This window comes from Chryseobacterium sp. CBo1 (assembly GCF_001693475.1).
Taxonomy (GTDB): Bacteria; Bacteroidota; Bacteroidia; order Flavobacteriales; family Weeksellaceae; genus Chryseobacterium; species Chryseobacterium formosense.
Genome location: NZ_MAUH01000016.1, coordinates 56,409 through 73,584, shown reverse-complemented (window position 1 = coordinate 73,584; position 17,176 = coordinate 56,409). Strand labels below are relative to the sequence as shown.

Annotated in this window: 8 protein-coding genes and 1 rRNA gene; 5 read left to right on the top strand and 4 right to left on the bottom strand. The window is 35.9% G+C overall.

Going from position 1 to position 17,176, the window contains the following annotated elements; all coding sequences use genetic code 11:
- Both BA768_RS11205 and BA768_RS11200 read right to left on the bottom strand, forming a co-directional pair.
- Window positions 1–119, bottom strand: a 16S ribosomal RNA gene (locus BA768_RS11205); the annotation flags it as partial.
- A gap of 1,003 nt (window positions 120–1,122) precedes the next feature.
- Window positions 1,123–1,416, bottom strand: coding sequence for a helix-turn-helix domain-containing protein (locus BA768_RS11200; RefSeq protein ID WP_034672429.1), 294 nt, complete (start codon window positions 1,414–1,416; stop codon window positions 1,123–1,125).
- Window positions 1,417–1,602: 186 nt separating this feature from the next.
- Here BA768_RS11200 and ccoN point away from each other — a divergent pair, with 186 nt between their 5' ends.
- The 5 genes from ccoN to BA768_RS11175 all read left to right on the top strand — a co-directional run bounded on the left by ccoN (window position 1,603) and on the right by BA768_RS11175 (window position 13,813).
- A complete protein-coding gene (gene ccoN / locus BA768_RS11195) occupies window positions 1,603–3,882 on the top strand; it encodes a cytochrome-c oxidase, cbb3-type subunit I (protein WP_065720810.1) in 2,280 nt (759 codons plus the stop codon).
- 18 nt (window positions 3,883–3,900) lie between these two features.
- Entirely contained in the window at window positions 3,901–4,773 is an 873-nt protein-coding gene (locus BA768_RS11190) for a cbb3-type cytochrome c oxidase N-terminal domain-containing protein (protein WP_065720809.1), read from the top strand.
- Between the two features lie 419 nt (window positions 4,774–5,192).
- Complete coding sequence (locus BA768_RS11185) at window positions 5,193–10,229, top strand: translocation/assembly module TamB domain-containing protein (RefSeq protein WP_083206646.1); 5,037 nt, start codon at window positions 5,193–5,195, stop codon at window positions 10,227–10,229.
- 5 nt (window positions 10,230–10,234) lie between these two features.
- Window positions 10,235–12,586 carry a BamA/TamA family outer membrane protein gene (locus tag BA768_RS11180; protein ID WP_034672432.1) on the top strand — a complete coding sequence of 784 codons (2,352 nt, stop codon included), beginning with the start codon at window positions 10,235–10,237 and terminating at the stop codon, window positions 12,584–12,586.
- 294 nt (window positions 12,587–12,880) lie between these two features.
- Window positions 12,881–13,813, top strand: coding sequence for a YihY/virulence factor BrkB family protein (locus BA768_RS11175; protein ID WP_065720808.1), 933 nt, complete (start codon window positions 12,881–12,883; stop codon window positions 13,811–13,813).
- 36 nt (window positions 13,814–13,849) lie between these two features.
- Here the strand turns inward: BA768_RS11175 and argS are convergent, their stop codons facing one another.
- Both argS and BA768_RS11165 read right to left on the bottom strand, forming a co-directional pair.
- Window positions 13,850–15,610: an arginine--tRNA ligase gene (gene argS / locus BA768_RS11170; protein ID WP_065720807.1), complete on the bottom strand. Its 1,761-nt coding sequence runs from the start codon at window positions 15,608–15,610 to the stop codon at window positions 13,850–13,852.
- 83 nt (window positions 15,611–15,693) lie between these two features.
- Entirely contained in the window at window positions 15,694–17,175 is a 1,482-nt protein-coding gene (locus tag BA768_RS11165; protein ID WP_065720806.1) for a SusD/RagB family nutrient-binding outer membrane lipoprotein, read from the bottom strand.
- Window position 17,176 lies beyond the last annotated feature (1 nt).

Sequence of the window (17,176 nt, the reverse complement as noted above, 5' to 3'; positions counted from 1 at the left end):
ACACGTGTTCCGCACCCGTACGCCGCTCTCTCTATTCCGAAGAATAAATACCGCTCGGCTTGCATGTGTTAGGCCTCCCGCTAGCGTTCATCCTGAGCCAGGATCAAACTCTCCATTGTATGTTTGTTCTGACTCACTCAAAGTTTTGACGCTTTAGTTTTTCCTTACTTGGTTGTTATATTGTATGTCAATGATCTGCTTGTCTTACGCTTCCTACTCAGCTACTTTCTGTCGTTTTCGCTATCCGTATTTGCGTGTGCAAAAGTAATTGTTATTTTTTAATTGACCAAATGTTTTCTCAAGAATTTTTAAAGTTTTTTGATGACCTTAATCTCTCTATTCACACCCCCTCAATCCTACTCCTGCGCTTCCCGTTTTACCGGACTGCAAAGGTACAAATCTTTTTTATTTACGCAAGTTTTATTTTAAAAAGTTTTTAAAATAAAAGCTACTTGTTTGTGATCCGTATCTCCTATTATGCATATACATCTATCTTGCGATTTTTTATACATAATAAAAGTAGTTCTTTCTAATTATGCTTACCTAAAAGCTCTTCTGCGCTTACCAAACAACTCTCGTTTTTCAGTGGGGCAAAAGTAGTACTTCTATCCTATACAATCCTAATTTATTTAACATAAAATTTAAGTTCAATTCATATTTGATACTAAGTCCCTGACTTTATGGAGAATAATTTTAAAATAATGTTTGGGGTTTTTAGCTGGAGGGTAAGTTGGTGAGTCGGAGAGTTGGAGGATTAGAGGGGATTGCAGGGATTAATAAATTTGATACGCATTGCTCGTATTTGTGTAGGGGGTGCCGCTCCGATGGAGCTCTATATATGATATATTTCTTTTCTACAAAGATATTCTTCCGATGGAGCTATGAACAGGAAGCTTCTACGGCTTTAAATTCTTTTTGCAGATCGTCTGCTATGAACAAAAAGATCCTACGGAGCCTGGATAAGATATTTCTAAAGGCAATCTGTCAGCTGCGATTTTAACGACATCTTTTGTGATGAGCAACGAAGAGCAAAAGATATAGAGGAGAGCGGGAAAAGCTCCTAAGAGAAAATATAAATGTGAAAAGTCGGAGGTAAAATATTTATATAATATATAGAAGAACTTATTGCAAGTTATCCGGAAGTGAGATGTTGTTCCTTTTCATATATTCCAACAGTTCGTTGTATTTATCTTCGTAATCATTATTGCCACATTTATGAGAGATACTGCAGATATCGGATGGTTTTATATTAAGGATGTTTGAAATTTTGGTAAGAATTTCCAAATTGATTTTCACTTTGGAGTTTTCTATATCGGAGTAGGCTTTCTGTGAAATTCCCATCTCGAATGCCATGTATTCCTGGGTAAGGTCACGTTCGCGTCTTATTTTTCTGATATTTTGTCCACAAATCTTCATCTCGCAAATGCTTTAGTAGTTTTCGGTATATTTTAGAAGTATATCTAATAGCCTCAGACAAAGTTAGTAAATACCTTTGTCAAAACATTACACACGCAGCATGATATTTCTTTTCGGTTAAGGAAAAAACTTTGATAAAAAGTGTTTTTCAACGAAAAATAATGTTCGCCGCAAGACATAAGACTTATGGAGACGCAAAAATTTCATTATGACAATAATATTGTCAGAGCATTCCTCTATGCTACTATTGTATTCGGAATTATTGGTTTTATTCTAGGATTAACTGCAGCTTTGATGCTTTTTTATCCTGAATTGCCTGAATTTTTATTCGGTACTGATGATACGACCATTCAGAGTTTGCGAAGCGGAAATATTCAGGGATTAATCAATTCTCAGGGAGCTTTAGGTTTCGGAAGAATCAGAATGCTTCATACGAGTGCGGTGATTTTCGCTTTTGTCTGCAATTCATTCTTCTGCGGCGCTTATTACAGTATGCAGAGATTGCTTAAAACAAGAATGTACAGCGATACCCTTTCATGGATTCATTTCTGGACATGGCAAATTATGATTATTGCAGTTGTGATTACTTTCTTAATGGGAATAAATACTTCGAAAGAATATGCGGAACACGAGTGGCCGATTGATATTTTAATCACTTTCTCTTGGGTCATTTTCGGAATCAATATGTTCGGAACGATTGCCAAAAGAAGAGTACGTCATTTATATGTAGCGATTTGGTTTTACATTGCCACATGGATTGCAGTTGCGATGCTTCACATATTCAATAACTTAGAAGTTCCGTTATCTTTTACAAGCTGGAAATCATATTCTGCTTATTCGGGTGTAAAAGATGCTTTGGTTCAATGGTGGTATGGTCATAATGCAGTGGCGTTTGTTTTAACGACACCGGTTTTAGGTTTGATGTATTATTTTATGCCTAAAGCAGCAAACAGACCTGTATTTTCTTATAAATTATCAATCATCCATTTTTGGTCATTAATCTTCGTCTATCTTTGGGCAGGGCCTCATCATCTTCAATATACTGCGCTTCCCGCATGGGCTCAAGCGGTGGGAACAGGTTTCTCCATCATGCTGATTGCACCATCTTGGGGTGGAATGCTGAACGGATTATTAACTTTAAGAGGAGCCTGGGATAAAGTAAGAGAAAATCCTATTCTTAAATTCTTCGTAGTCGCTGTTACCTGTTACGGAATGGCAACTTTTGAAGGTCCACTTTTAGCAACAAAATCTTTAAATAAAATAGGGCATTACACCGACTGGGTTATTGGTCACGTTCATTTGGGAGCGTTAGGATGGAATGGCTTCATGGCATTCGGAGTGGTTTATTATCTGATTCCGATTATGTGGAAGACTGAACTTTGGTCAAAAAAATTAGCCAACTGGCATTTCTGGCTGGGAACTTTAGGAATTATTTTCTACGCCGTACCAATGTACATTGCAGGATTTACTCAAGGTTTGATGTGGAAACAGTTCAACCCAGACGGAACTTTATTATGGAAAAACTGGCTAGATACTGTGACTGCGATTATTCCATATTTTAAAATGAGATTCTTAGGAGGTTTATTTTATCTGGGTGGAGCAATTTTAATGGTGGTAAATGTTTACAAAACCATTAAATCAGGAAAATTCCAGAAAGAAGTTCCTGCAGAAGCACCAGCTTTAGCCAATGTTGGAAACGCAAGAAAAGAAGGCGAAGGGGTACATCTTTGGCTGGAAAGAACTCCTCATCTATTATCAATATTAGCTTTTGTAGCCATTGCAATCGGTGGATTGGTAGAAATTGTTCCAACACTAACCGTGAAAAGTAATTTGCCAATTATATCTGCAGTGAAACCTTATTCACCATTAGAATTAGAAGGTAGAGATCTCTATATAAGAGAAGGCTGCAACTCGTGCCACTCTCAAATGATAAGGCCTTTCCGTGATGAAGTTAACCGATTTGACGGCAAAAACGGACAATATTCAAAAGCCGGAGAATTTATTTACGACAGACCATTTCTTTGGGGTTCAAAAAGAACAGGTCCTGATTTGCACAGAGAAGGCGGAAGAAATCCCGATTCATGGCACTTCAAACACATGTACAACCCAAGAATTACTTCTGCAGGTTCGATTATGCCACGTTTCCCTTGGTTGATTACCAATAAGCTCGACCGATCAAGAATGGCAGATAAAATGTCTTTGATGAAAAATACGTTTGACGTTCCTTATACAAAAGCACAAATCGATTCAGCAAACAAATGGGCAGATAATCAGTCTCGAGCAATTGTAAAAAGAATTTATGCTGAAGCCACCGATGTAAAAGATCAGATGGATAAAGAGAAAATTGCCAAAGGAAACAATTTCGTTCCGATCGAGCAAAGAGAAATTATCGCCATAATTGCCTATCTGCAAAGATTGGGCACCGACATCAAAACGACAGAAATCAAAACTGCAAGTGTAGATTAACTTTAAATATCAATCAACATGAAAACAAGAACTCCTATATCTATATATATTGCCATAACAATAGGCGTTACGGTAATGGCGTTCGAAATGTTCGCACAGGATTCCGACTATTTTTCTACACCGTTTTTCTGGGCATTGCTAATTATCATTACTATTTTACTGCTCATCATGAATTCTATCGGTGATTTGGTAGAAAACGAAAGATTCAGCAGACTGACCGATGAAGAAAAACAGGAATATATTTCGGATAAAGCAACTCCCTATTTCCAGAAGCTTTGGAATTCTGCTTTCAAAAAACAGTCTCAGTCTGAAGAAAAAGACATTCTTATTGACCACGGTTTCGACGGAATCACCGAGCTCGACAACTCTTTACCAAAATGGTGGATCGGACTTTTCTATTTCGGAATTATTTTCTGTGCCGTTTATATGATTGCCTTCGCTTTTACAGATTACGCTCACCCCGAAGTAGAATATGACAAAGAATCTAAAATTCAGTTGGCTTCCATCGAGGAATACGAAAAAAATGCTCCGCAAATTAATTTAGAAACTGCAAAATACAGTTCAGATTACATTTCAGAAGGCGAACAATTGTTTAAAACCAATTGTGTAACCTGTCACGGAGACGGTGGAAAAGGTGGAATCGGTCCAAACCTTACCGATACGCACTGGATCAACATTAAAGAAAAAAGTTTGTTTAAAAATGTTTTCTGGATGCTTGAAAACGGTTCGCCGAACAATCCGACAATGCGACCATTCATCAAAGAAGGAACAATCACGGGAAGAGATGCTGAAAAAATCGCATCCTATATTTATCACATTAATCAGGAAAAATCTCCGATTACCGAAAAACAGGGTGGTGCCGTTCCACAGGGTGAAATCGCAAAATGGTAGAAATAAAATAACTCATCTAAATATATTTAACTATGAATTGAATCTCCATCAGATGTATGTCGCAGTTGTAACTCAACTAACATCTGAAAACCTATTCACTTTAAATATTCCATAATATTTAAGATCAACTGAGGCATACATCAACACAAAAACCTGTTCCTTGGGCAGGTTTTTGTCGTTTAAAAATATACCACATACCGATTAAATTTCCATCATTTACCCTGGTTGGCAAACATATTGCTGAATAATTTCAAGTAAAGCCTTTTCTATAGGCTTTTTCAAAAAAAATAATCATGATAAAGCTCATCAAATTTCAAATTTTAAAGATATAAGACAGCAAGAAAATAATTACACAAAGATGAATAAACGGTTCGCCAACACCCGAAAAGTATTGTAAACCTGTCTAAATCACCAAAATTTTGAAACTGAAATTTAATAAACGAAAAATTCTCAGAGGTATTGTTATTACAATCATCTCTATTCTTGTATTGATCATTCTGCTCATTTTAAGTTTAAGACTTCCCGCTGTTCAGAACTATGTAAAAGATAAACTGATCGTTTACTTAGAGAAAAAAATAAAAACCAAAGTAAGTCTTGATAAAGTATATATCGGGTTTCCAAACAGTCTCGTAATGGAAAATCTTTATTTGAAAGGTCAGGATATCGATACCCTTTTAGCCGTAAAAAAATTCGATGTCGGTTTAGATATGTGGCAATTGATTAATTCTAAAGCCGATCTTACTTCAATTGATTTGGAGGGAGTTCGTGCAAATGTTGTGAGAAATCCACAGGGAAAATTCAATTTTGATTATATTATTGATGCTTTTGCGACTTCCGATAAAGAGCAGGAGCAAAAACCGTCAAAACCGTTCATCATTTCTTTAGATAAGATAAAATTAAAAGATATTGGCATTACTTTTAATGACCAACAATCCAGAAATGATATTAAAGCTTATTTTAAATCTTTTGATACCAGAGTAAAAACATTTGATCTTCAGAATAACAATTACGCTGTCAACGACATTAATCTTGACGGATTAAAATTAAAACTTAAACAGGATCTCATCGAGGAAGTTGCAGCCAATGTTGAAGAAAAGGTAGATTCCCTCAATCAGAAAAAGCCTATGAAATTAGGTTTGAACGGAATCAAACTGACCAATTTCGATGTAGATTATGGTGACGATAATACCAAAACTTTTGCTAAAGTTCTTTTCAAAGAATTAAGCACGAAAATCAAAAGCATCGATTTGGAGAACAACGATTACAATGTGGGAAATGTTTATCTGACCGGAGCGAACATCAACGCGAACTTATTCCTTCCAGCACAAAATGCAAATCCTAAAGAAAAAAAACCTGAAGTTTCCAAAAATTCTGCAAAAGAAAAAGCAATGAAAGTTCTTTTGGGAAAACTTCTTTTGGATGATGTGAAAATTGCTTATAACAACACAGCGATTGCTCCTACCCGATCCGGAATGGATTTTAATCATCTTAATTTTGCTAAATTAAATCTCGACGTCCGAAATTTCAAAATGGAAAACAACGGTTTTGCAGGAAGTGTAAAATCAGCGGAAATTCAGGAAGCGAGAGGTTTGAATGTACAAAAATTTAATACTGATTTTGTATATGCTGAAAAAGAAGCTTATCTGAAAAATCTTTATCTGCAGACTCCGAAAACAATTTTGAGAGATGAAGTGGTTTTAAATTATAATTCGATTGAGCAATTATCATCCAATTTGGGAGCCGTAAAAATCTCAGCTGACATCCGCGATTCTAAAATCGGGTTTTCTGACATTTTAAATCTGGTTCCGACTTTAAGAAATACAGCACCATTCAATAAATATCCGAATGCGACTTTAAATGTAAATGCTTTCGTCAGAGGAACAGTGAATGATTTAGCCATTCAGAATCTGAAAGTTTCAGGATTGGATAAATTAAGAGTTTTAGCTTCAGGGAAAATCAAAAATGCAATGAATCCTGACCAATTATATTATGACTTAAATGTTGCCGAACTTTCGACCGCATCAAAAACGATTTACAATTTAGTTCCAAAAAATACGATTCCCAATAATATTACCCTGCCATCTTTCATAACCATTCGTGGAACCGCAAAAGGAACAACACAGATTTTTGATACCAATTTACGTCTGACTTCCACTTTAGGAAACGCTGCCGTAATTGCTAAAGCTGACATCCGAAGAAAGAACAGAGAAACCTTTGATGTAAAAGCCAATCTGCAGAGTTTACAGATTGGAAAAATCATTCAGAATAAAGATTTAGGAAGCATTACTGCACAAATCAATGCGAAAGGACAAGGGTTTGATCCGAAAATCATGACTGCCAATTTAAGTGGTGATGTACAATCTGCAACTTACAATGGGTACACCTATCAGAATATGAATCTGAAAGGGAAAATCAATCGTGGTGCTTATGATATTGATTTGAATTCGAAAGATCCGAATGCCAATTTACATCTTGCAGCATCGGGAGTTTTCAATGATAATCCGACAGTAAAAGTCAACGGAAATATCAATAAATTAGATTTAAACAAACTCGGATTCTACAGTTCGCCAATGATTATCGCAGGTGGAATCGACGGAGATTTTAAAAATCTTGATCCGGATAATCTAAACGGATATCTAAACTTAAAAGACTTTGCCATTTCAGATACTAAGGAAGTCTACCCTATTCAGGAAATTAGTCTGAATGCGGTTTCTACGGCAGATTCAACTTTAATAAAATTCAATTCCCAGATTGCGGATGTGGAATTGAATGGTAAATATAAACTGACACAGATTTTTGGAGCTTTATCGCAAACCGTTAATCAATATTATCAGTTCCAGAAACCGGGAAAAATACAGAAAATTGATGCAGGGCAGTTTTTCACACTGAATGCAAGTATAAAAGATGATAACCTCATCAGAAAATTTGTTCAGGATCTGAAGAGTTTTGAAACCATCAACATTACCGGAAATTACAATGCAGACTCTCAGATTATCGAACTGGATGCAAAAATTCCGCAGGTTTTATATGGAACCAACTCTCTGGAAAATACAAGTCTAAAAGTCACCAATCAGAATCAGGCTTTGCAGTATGATTTAAGTGTTGCGGCGTTGAAAAGTGAAAGTTTCGCTTTAAATAAAGTCAATATCAATGGCGATGTTGCGAACAATATTATCAATTATAATATTACGACGAAAGATGATAAAGATGAAACACAGTTCCTGATTGCCGGAAATGCAAAATCGATGAACGACATTACGGAAATTTCGTTAAATCCGAATGGTTTAAAACTGAATTATATGGATTGGACAGTGGCTGAGAACAACAAAATCCAGATTTTCAGTCAGGGAATTGTTGCGGATAATTTCAGATTATCCAACTCGGGAGCGGAAATTTCTTTACAGTCTGAAAGCAGTTCACCAACAAGTCCGCTGAATGTTTCTCTGAAAGATTTTAAAATTGAAACGATTACAGAAATCATTAAAAAAGATTCACTTTTAGCCAAAGGAACGATCAACGGAGCCGCGCAACTGAGAGACTTAACCAAGAATATGACCTTCACTTCCGACATTGACGTAACCGATTTATTTGTCTTCGGAAATCCTGTGGGAAATTTAGATATTAAAGTCAATAATCAGTCAGCCAATCTTCTGAATGCAGATATTGCACTTTCGGGAAATAATAATGATGTGAAAATCTTAGGAAATTACAATACTTCTTCGAGCAGCTTTGATTTAGATTTAGACATGAATCAGCTACAGATGAAAACATTGCAAGGTTTCACCATGAATGCGATCACCAATACAGAAGGTTATCTTTCGGGAGATTTAAAAATTACAGGAACAACAACCGCTCCGAGAATTTTAGGTGATGTAAAAATGAATAATGTAGGCTTGATGATTGCGAAAACCGGAAGTGATTTCAGAAACATCAATGATAAAATTGATTTTACCAACCGGGGAATTGAGTTTGATAACTTTAAAATCAATGATAAAGACGGAAATTCTCTGAAAATTGACGGTCAGGTTTTAACGCAGACTTACAGAGACTTTGCATTTAATCTTGATGTGAATGCAAAAGATTTCAAAGTGGTGAATTCTGAAAAATCAAACGATGCTTTGATGTACGGAATTTTAGCCATTGATGCGGCTTTACAGGTGAGAGGAAATTTAGATTTACCGAAAGTTGACGGAAGATTAGCTGTTTCGGAAACAACCGATTTCACGTTTGTGCTTCCTCAGTCTTCGCCTTCATTACAGGAAAGAGACGGAATTGTGGAATTTATCGATCAGGATCAGATTGCTTTAAACAAAACCATTAAAGCCGATTCGATTGATGCTCAAAGTCCGATCAAAGGAATGGATGTGAACGTGAATATAGAGCTCAGCAAAGAAGCAAAAATGTCGATCATCATTGACAAAGCCAACGGAGATTTTGTAAAACTTCAGGGTGAAGCCGATTTGACCGGAGGAATAGATCCTTCAGGAAAAACAACATTAGTCGGTGTTTATCAGGTTGAAAAAGGAAGTTACGAAATGTCGGTAAGTGTTCTAAAAAGAAAATTCGACATCCAGAAAGGAAGTACAATTACGTGGACCGGAGAACCGACAACTGCAAATCTTGATATTACCGCCATTTATAAAACGCAGACTGCACCTATCGATTTGGTGGAGCAGCAGGTTGACCAGATTAATCTGAATCAATACAAACAAAGAATACCGTTCAATACTTTATTGATTCTAAAAGGCGAACTTCTGAAACCTCAGATTTCATTTGACATCACGACGGACGAAAAAAACAATGCCGTTTCATCTGAAGTAACCCAAACAATTGATGCAAAACTGGCTCAATTGAGACAAGATCCTAACGAGATGAACAAGCAGGTTTTTGCGTTGCTTTTACTAAACCGTTTTATCGGAGAAAATCCTTTTGAAAGCAATTCAGGAGTTTCTGCAGAGACAATGGCGAGACAGAGTGTGAGTAAAATTCTCTCCCAGCAAATTAATAATCTGGCTTCGGATTTAATAAAAGGAGTTGACCTTAATTTTGATCTGGAATCGACTGAAGATTATTCCACCGGGCAACAAAACACAAGAACCGACCTGAATGTTGACATCAGCAAAAAACTGTTGAATGATCGATTAAAAGTTTCTGTCGGATCTAATTTCGGTGTGGAAGGTGAAGCAAGACAAAATGAAAACACCACCAATATTGCAGGAGATGTAACGATAGATTATGCCCTTTCAAAAGACGGAAGATATACTTTGAGAGCCTACCGTAAAAACGAATATCAGGTTGCGCTTCAGGGACAGATCGTAGAAACCGGACTTGGATTTGTGATTACGCTGGATTATGATAAATTCAGGGATATTTTCAGAAAGTCTAGAAACAACAGAAACCGTGAAGGTATTCAGAATAAAAGAAATAAGGATAAAGAAGTGGTAGAATTCAAATAATACACATGAAAAACAAACTCAACATATACTGTAAATATTTTTTGGTTTCAGGAATTACTGCGACAATCATTTCATGCAGCAACACAAAGTTCCTGAAAGAAGGACAGATGCTGTACACCGGAGCGGAAGTCGAAATTGAAAGCGACTCTTTAAGCAAGAAAGAAAAATCAGAACTTGAATCAGCGATTAAAGAAAATCTTACACCAAAACCAAACTCCTCATTTTTAGGTTTAAGACCAAAATTGTACGCTTACAATGCAACCAAAGAACCCAAAAAAGAAAAAGGGTTGAGATACTGGCTGAAATACAAGTTCGGAGAAGAACCGGTTTTGCTGGGGGATGTTGATCGTGAATTCAATAAAGATATTATCGTTAATTATTCCGAAAACAAAGGCTATTTCAACGCAAAAGCAAAATATGATACTGTTTCGAAAAATAAAAAAGCCAAAGTCATTTATACTTTGAATCCTGGTGGAAGATATCTGATCAGTAATGTCAATTTCCCGGCAGATTCTTCAGAGATTAATAAAGAAATTCAGGTTTTAAAAGAAAGAACACGTTTAAAAGCCGGAAACCCTTTTGACCTGGATGTGATTAAAGCAGAAAGACAAAGAATTGACGACGGACTGAAAGACCGAGGTTTCTATTATTTTAATCCGGATAATATTATCGTTCAGGCAGATAGTACGGTGAGCAAGAAAAAAAATGATGTAGAACTTATTGTAAAGCTGAAAGATAATACGCCACAATTAGCAAAAGAACAATTTACTATTGATAAAGTGATTGTTTTTCCCAATTATAATCTTCGTGACGTAAAAAGAGGAAAATACAGCGTACCGATGAATCCGGATTCGCTGAAAGGCTACGAATACAATGATATTTATGTTGTTGATCCACAGAAAAAATTCAAACCGAGGGTTTTTGACCGTGCTTTATATTTCGAAAAAGGAGACTTATACAACCGAAAAGACCACAATCTTTCTCTTAATCGTTTAATTAGTTTAGGTGTTTTCAAATTTGTAAAAAATGATTTTGTGGTTTCAGATTCACTTAATCATAAATTTGATGCCTATTATATTTTAACACCAAGAGAACTTCAGTCATTACGATTGGAAGCTTTGGGAAGAACCAACTCTGCCAATTATGCAGGAAGCGAATTGAATTTAAACTGGACGCAAAGAAATTTCTTTCACGGAGCAGAGCAGTTTAAAGCTTCTGTTTATGGAGCATTCGATGTTCAGATCGGTGGACCTGCCGATGCGGAAAACATTTTTAGAGCCGGAGCCAATGCGCAGCTTTCGATTCCGAGAATTGTAGCGCCGTTCCGTTTTAATTCTTCAAGTGCTTTTGTTCCGAGAACAAATATTAAACTCGGTTATGAATTTCAGAACAGAACCACTTTATATACTTTAAATACATTTAATGCATCCTTTGGTTACCAATGGAAAGAAAATGTGAGAAAAGAGCACGAGCTGAATGTGATTGATGTTTCGTTGATTCGTCCAGCGGATGTAACTCCAAAGTTTGATTCATTAGCTTTTAATAATCCTTATCTTCAAAGAATTACCGACCGACAGTTAATTTTCGGACCGACGTATTCCTACACTTATTCCACCACCATGCTTCCGAGAAAAAATACATTCTATTATAAAGGAATGCTAGATCTGGCGGGAAATATTACAGGATTGGTAACCGGAGCGAATGTAAAAGAAGGAAAAGAAAAAAATATTTTTGGAATTCCGTTTAGCCAATATGCTAAAATCGAAAATGATGTACGCTTTTACCATAAATTTACAGAGAAAACATCTTTAGCTACCCGATTAATTGCCGGTGTTGCTGTGCCATATGGAAACTCGAAGTACATTCCTTTTGCACGACAGTTCTTCGTAGGTGGAAGTAACAGTATCCGAGCATTCCGCGCAAGAACTTTGGGACCTGGAAGTTATGATCCAAGAACTGATACTTCAACAAGAGCAATTTTTGATCAAGCGGGAGACGTAAAACTTGAAATGAATGCTGAGTACAGAGCCAATTTATTTAAGTTTTTAAATGTTGCCGCATTCGTGGATGCCGGAAATATCTGGTTAATCAACGACGAATTCGATGATAACGGTAAAAACCTCAGACCAGGCGGAAAATTCTCTAAAGAATTTTTAAGCGAAATCGCCGTTGGAGCCGGAGTTGGTTTACGATTAGATTTCTCAATTTTAATTTTAAGACTCGATTTGGCAATGCCATTAAGAGTTCCTTACTATGAAAAAGGCGACCGATGGGCATTTGACAGGATCAATTTCGGAGATTCGGGCTGGAGAAGAGATAATCTGATCTTGAATATTGCAATCGGATATCCGTTTTAGATAGCCTTTGGTAATTGACTTTTTACCTATGCCGAAAATCAAAACAATATTATCAACATCAATAGGAACGGGCTTTAGCCCGTTTTTATTTTAACAAAACTCATACGGCTTCAGCCAAAACATATTTCTGGTTATCTTTTAATTAAAAATTAAACAAATTACTTGATTTTGTATTCTCAAATTTACTTTAAGGAATAATCTTTGTGTTAAATCCTAGAAACAATAATATTTCTTCATTTCATATTGAAGAAAATATAATAATTCAACCAAATCACTCACATTAATATTTCTACCATGCTAAAAGAACTAAAATTTTTCTGGGAGACCGTCAAAGAAACCTTTACTGAATGGAATAATTCTTCCGCCTCCAATGATTCTGCAAGTCTGGCGTATTATGCCATTTTTTCAATTCCGGGTTTACTCATCATCATCATTTGGATTGCCGGATATTTTTTTGGTGAAGAAGCCATTCGAGGACAAATCAGCACCCAGATTATCGGATTGATGGGACATGACGTTGCCAAAAGTATTCAGGATATGATTGCCGGTGCATTGATCGATAAAGAAAATATTTTTATGAAAATTGTCGGGGTCGGTTCATTGGTGTATGGTTCCACTACTCTGTTCTTCCAGTTACAAAAATCTTTGAATAATCTTTGGGAAGTGGAAGCTGCTCCCAAAAAGGCATTGGTGAAATTTCTTTTAGATCGCGCCAATTCTTTAGGAATGATCCTTATTTTAGGTTTTTTACTGATGATTACCATGGTTTTGTCTTCCCTGATCAGCCTCTTTAATAATTTCATAACCACCTATTTCGGATTGGAAACCTATCTAATTGTTGAAATCATCAATTTTGCCGTTGGCTTTGCCGTCGTTGTAGTATTATTTGCATTAATGTTTAAAGTGCTTCCTGATGCAGAAATCAGCTGGAAATCCGTTTGGAAAGGTGCAATTCTTACGGCTTTTCTTTTTACTTTAGGTAAATTTTTGCTGAGCCTTTACTTTAATCAGTTTAAACCAACCTCAGCGTTCGGAACTGCCGGAACTGTAATTTTAATTATGATGTGGATCAATTATTCGTGCATGCTGATCTTTTTCGGAGCTGAGTTTACCAAAGTGTACACCTATAAAAAAGGGTATAGGATCGTTCCTTCAAAACACGCAAAATGGAGCAGTGCGAAATTGTATAGAGAAAGCCAGGTGCAAAGCCAAGCGTCTAAAGTTTAAAATAAAATCCTCCCGAATTATCAGGAGGATTTTATTTTACATTCTGTTTACTGTTCCTATTCCCAGTAAACTTAACGATTTTTGTATTGTTCTTGCCGTCAGATTTGATAAATTCAAACGGAACTGTTTTAAATTTTCATCCTCAAGTTTTAAAATAATATTGCTTTGATAGAATGAATTATACGATTTCACTAAATCGTAAAGATAATTTGCAACCAATGCCGGACTTAATAATTCTGCAGCTTTTTCAACAACAGCCTTGTAATTTGCCAGATGCATGATCAACTCTTTCTCATACTGGTTTAATTCTACATCAGCAATTTCTTTATTAAGATAATTGGCTTTCATCAACAACGATTGAATACGAGCATAGGTATATAAAATAAATGGTCCCGTATTTCCAGAAAATTCTACACTCTCTTCTGGATTGAACAACATTTTTTTCTTAGGATCAACCTTTAGCATAAAATATTTCAATGCAGCCTGACCAATTACTTCGTAAGAAACTGCTTTCTCTTCTTCTGAAAGACCTTCAAGTTTTCCTAATTCAACTGTTATTTCTTTTGCTGTTTCATACATATCTTGCATCAGATCATCCGCATCTACAACCGTACCTTCACGGGATTTCATTTTTCCGTTTGGAAGCTCAACCATTCCATAAGATAGGTGATACAACTGATCCGCCCAAGAATATCCAAGCTTTCCTAAAATTTTAAATAAAACCTGAAAGTGATAATCCTGTTCGTTTCCTACTGTGTAGATTAACTTCTGAATATTATTTTCTTTAAAACGCTCTACCGCCGTTCCCAAATCCTGGGTCATATATACCGAAGTTCCATCCGAACGAAGTAATAATTTTTGGTCTAAACCTTCCTCCGTTAAATCACACCACACCGAGCCATCTTCTTTCTGATACAAAACGCCTTTATCCAAACCTTCCTGAATAAGGTCTTTCCCTAAAATATAGGTATTGCTCTCATATTGAACCTGATCGAAATTCACCCCCAATCTGTTATAGGTTTGGTTGAAACCATCATACACCCAAGAATTCATTTCAGCCCAGAGATTTCTTACTTTTTCGTCTCCGTTTTCCCAATCCAAAAGCATTTGCTGAGCCTCTTTCATTGAAGGCGCATCTTTTTTAGCCTGATCTTCAGAAATTCCCTGCTCCATTAAAGCTGCAATCTCTTTTTTGTATTCCTGATCGAATTTTACGTAATAATTCCCTACAAACTTATCACCCTTGATTTGATTCGTTTCCGGAGTTTCGCCTTTACCAAATTTCTCCCAAGCCAACATCGACTTGCAAATGTGAATTCCTCTGTCATTAATAATCTGAGCCTTCACCACATCATATCCTGCTTCTTCAAGAATCTGAGCCACAGAAAAACCTAGTAGATTATTTCTGATGTGACCTAAGTGAAGTGGTTTATTCGTATTTGGGGAAGAATATTCCACCATTACGGTTGCATTTTTCTTTTCAATTGTTGAAAACTGATCGGTAACCGTTTTAAACTGATCAACAAAAAATTGATTTTTAACTTTTACATTTAAAAAGCCTTTTACCACATTGAAACTTTCCAGCAATCCGGTTTGCTCGGTCAACGCTTCCCCCAGTTCCACCCCAATACTTTCAGGATTTTTTTTCAATTGTTTTACCAAAGGAAACGTCACAATGGTAAAATCACCTTCAAACTCGGTTTTATTCTCCTGAATTTCAAGGTTTATATCTTTTAGCTGATAGACATTAAGAATAACATCCGCCAGTTTTTGTTCTATGATATCTTTAATATTCATTATTCTTCTTTGAACTGCAAATATACGGAAATAAAAAAACCGCACTAAGGCGGTTTAATATGAATGTTAAAAGAAGTTGTGCATTAATTGATGTCCCAAAAGACTTTTGTGGTAAGCTTATCGCCTCCGATTGCTGAAGAAGCGGATTGATAATTTGCTCCATTAATATTAGGTTCTGTAGATGGATACGTTAATCTTACAGGAATTTCTCCTTCCGCAATAGGATATGCACTTGCAGGTGCAACAATACCCGGAAAATCTAAACGTCTAAAAAATGTCCAAGATTCAAAACCTCTATTATACATAGCAATCCACGCTTGATTTCCGATTTTTTCCTTCCAAGTTCCAGTTGCTGTGCCGTAATTAACACTGGACTGATTATAGTAAGCAGTAGCATCAGTGTTATTAATACCCCAAAAAGTAAGTGAAGCTTTAACAGCGCTTTCGTAATGTGTTGCAGCAGAGCCTACAGAATATCCTCTTTCAGCTGCCTCTGCTAATATAAAATGGATTTCTGCAGCATCAATAAGTACTCCTGGTAAGTTTGGCTCTTTTATTTTATCACCAATATGAGAGTAAGAATCATTATATGGTAATAAATTCTGATAACCATAATTTCCTCCTACAAAAGTATTGGTAGTACCATTCAGAGGTGTAAAGTATATTGGTCTTCTAGGATCACTCAATGAATTAAGCTTATCTACAAAAACAGATGCAGGAACAAAATCATTTCTGTTACTTTGTACCAACTCTTCATGGATAAGATTGTAATTTGGAGCAAAAGTATTGTACGTAAGCAATGCATTATTTGTATTACTTTCAATCACTCCCGCTGCATATGCTTGTTCTATACTTGATTTTGCAAGACTATTATTAACGTCAGCCATATTAATTGCAATTTTTACTTTCAATGAATTTGCAAATAATTTCCATTTAGAAACATCTCCAGCATACACCAAATCCTGATTTGGAGTTATTGATCCGTAACCTGTGTCCATTTGAGCAATTGCTGCGTTTAATCTTGTAATAAGCTGCGGATAAATTGCTGCATCATCATCATATTTTGGTAATGGTGTATTTACAATATCTAATGATTGAGAATAAGGAACATCTCCAAAGCTATCTACTAAAACCTGATACGTATATACCATTAAAACTTCAATAATAGCAACTCTGTTTTGCTGAATTTTATTCCATTCAGTTTCAGACATTAAAGCTGGTTTACTTTCTGACAAAATATTCTCTTTTGCCTTCTTAAAATTCCCAAGAGCTTCCGCATAAAGATTATCCCAATGATTATCGGGAATATTTCTTGTAGTCAAATCGTATCTAGATTCTGCACGATACGTAGTTGCCGCCCAATATTGTGAAAAATAGCGAAATACATTTAAATTTACACTTGGCGTAGTAAGCTGATCTACTAATTCTTTTTGTGCATTGGCAAAGAAATACTCTCCAGAAGCTTCATAAGCTTTAAGAGAATCATCATTATAAATATCATCTTCACTAGCACAAGAAGTGACTAAAGCTGAGACTGCAAATATTGATAAAAAAAACTTTTTCATA

Excerpts from the sequence above, each read along its gene's own strand:
- BA768_RS11200 (WP_034672429.1), bottom strand. The coding sequence starts at position 1,416 with ATGAAGATTTGTGGACAAAATATCAGAAAAATAAGACGCGAACGTGAC.
- ccoN (WP_065720810.1), top strand. The coding sequence starts at position 1,603 with ATGGAGACGCAAAAATTTCATTATGACAATAATATTGTCAGAGCATTC.
- BA768_RS11190 (WP_065720809.1), top strand. The coding sequence starts at position 3,901 with ATGAAAACAAGAACTCCTATATCTATATATATTGCCATAACAATAGGC.
- BA768_RS11180 (WP_034672432.1), top strand. The coding sequence starts at position 10,235 with ATGAAAAACAAACTCAACATATACTGTAAATATTTTTTGGTTTCAGGA.
- BA768_RS11175 (WP_065720808.1), top strand. The coding sequence starts at position 12,881 with ATGCTAAAAGAACTAAAATTTTTCTGGGAGACCGTCAAAGAAACCTTT.
- argS (WP_065720807.1), bottom strand. The coding sequence starts at position 15,610 with ATGAATATTAAAGATATCATAGAACAAAAACTGGCGGATGTTATTCTT.
- BA768_RS11165 (WP_065720806.1), bottom strand. The coding sequence starts at position 17,175 with ATGAAAAAGTTTTTTTTATCAATATTTGCAGTCTCAGCTTTAGTCACT.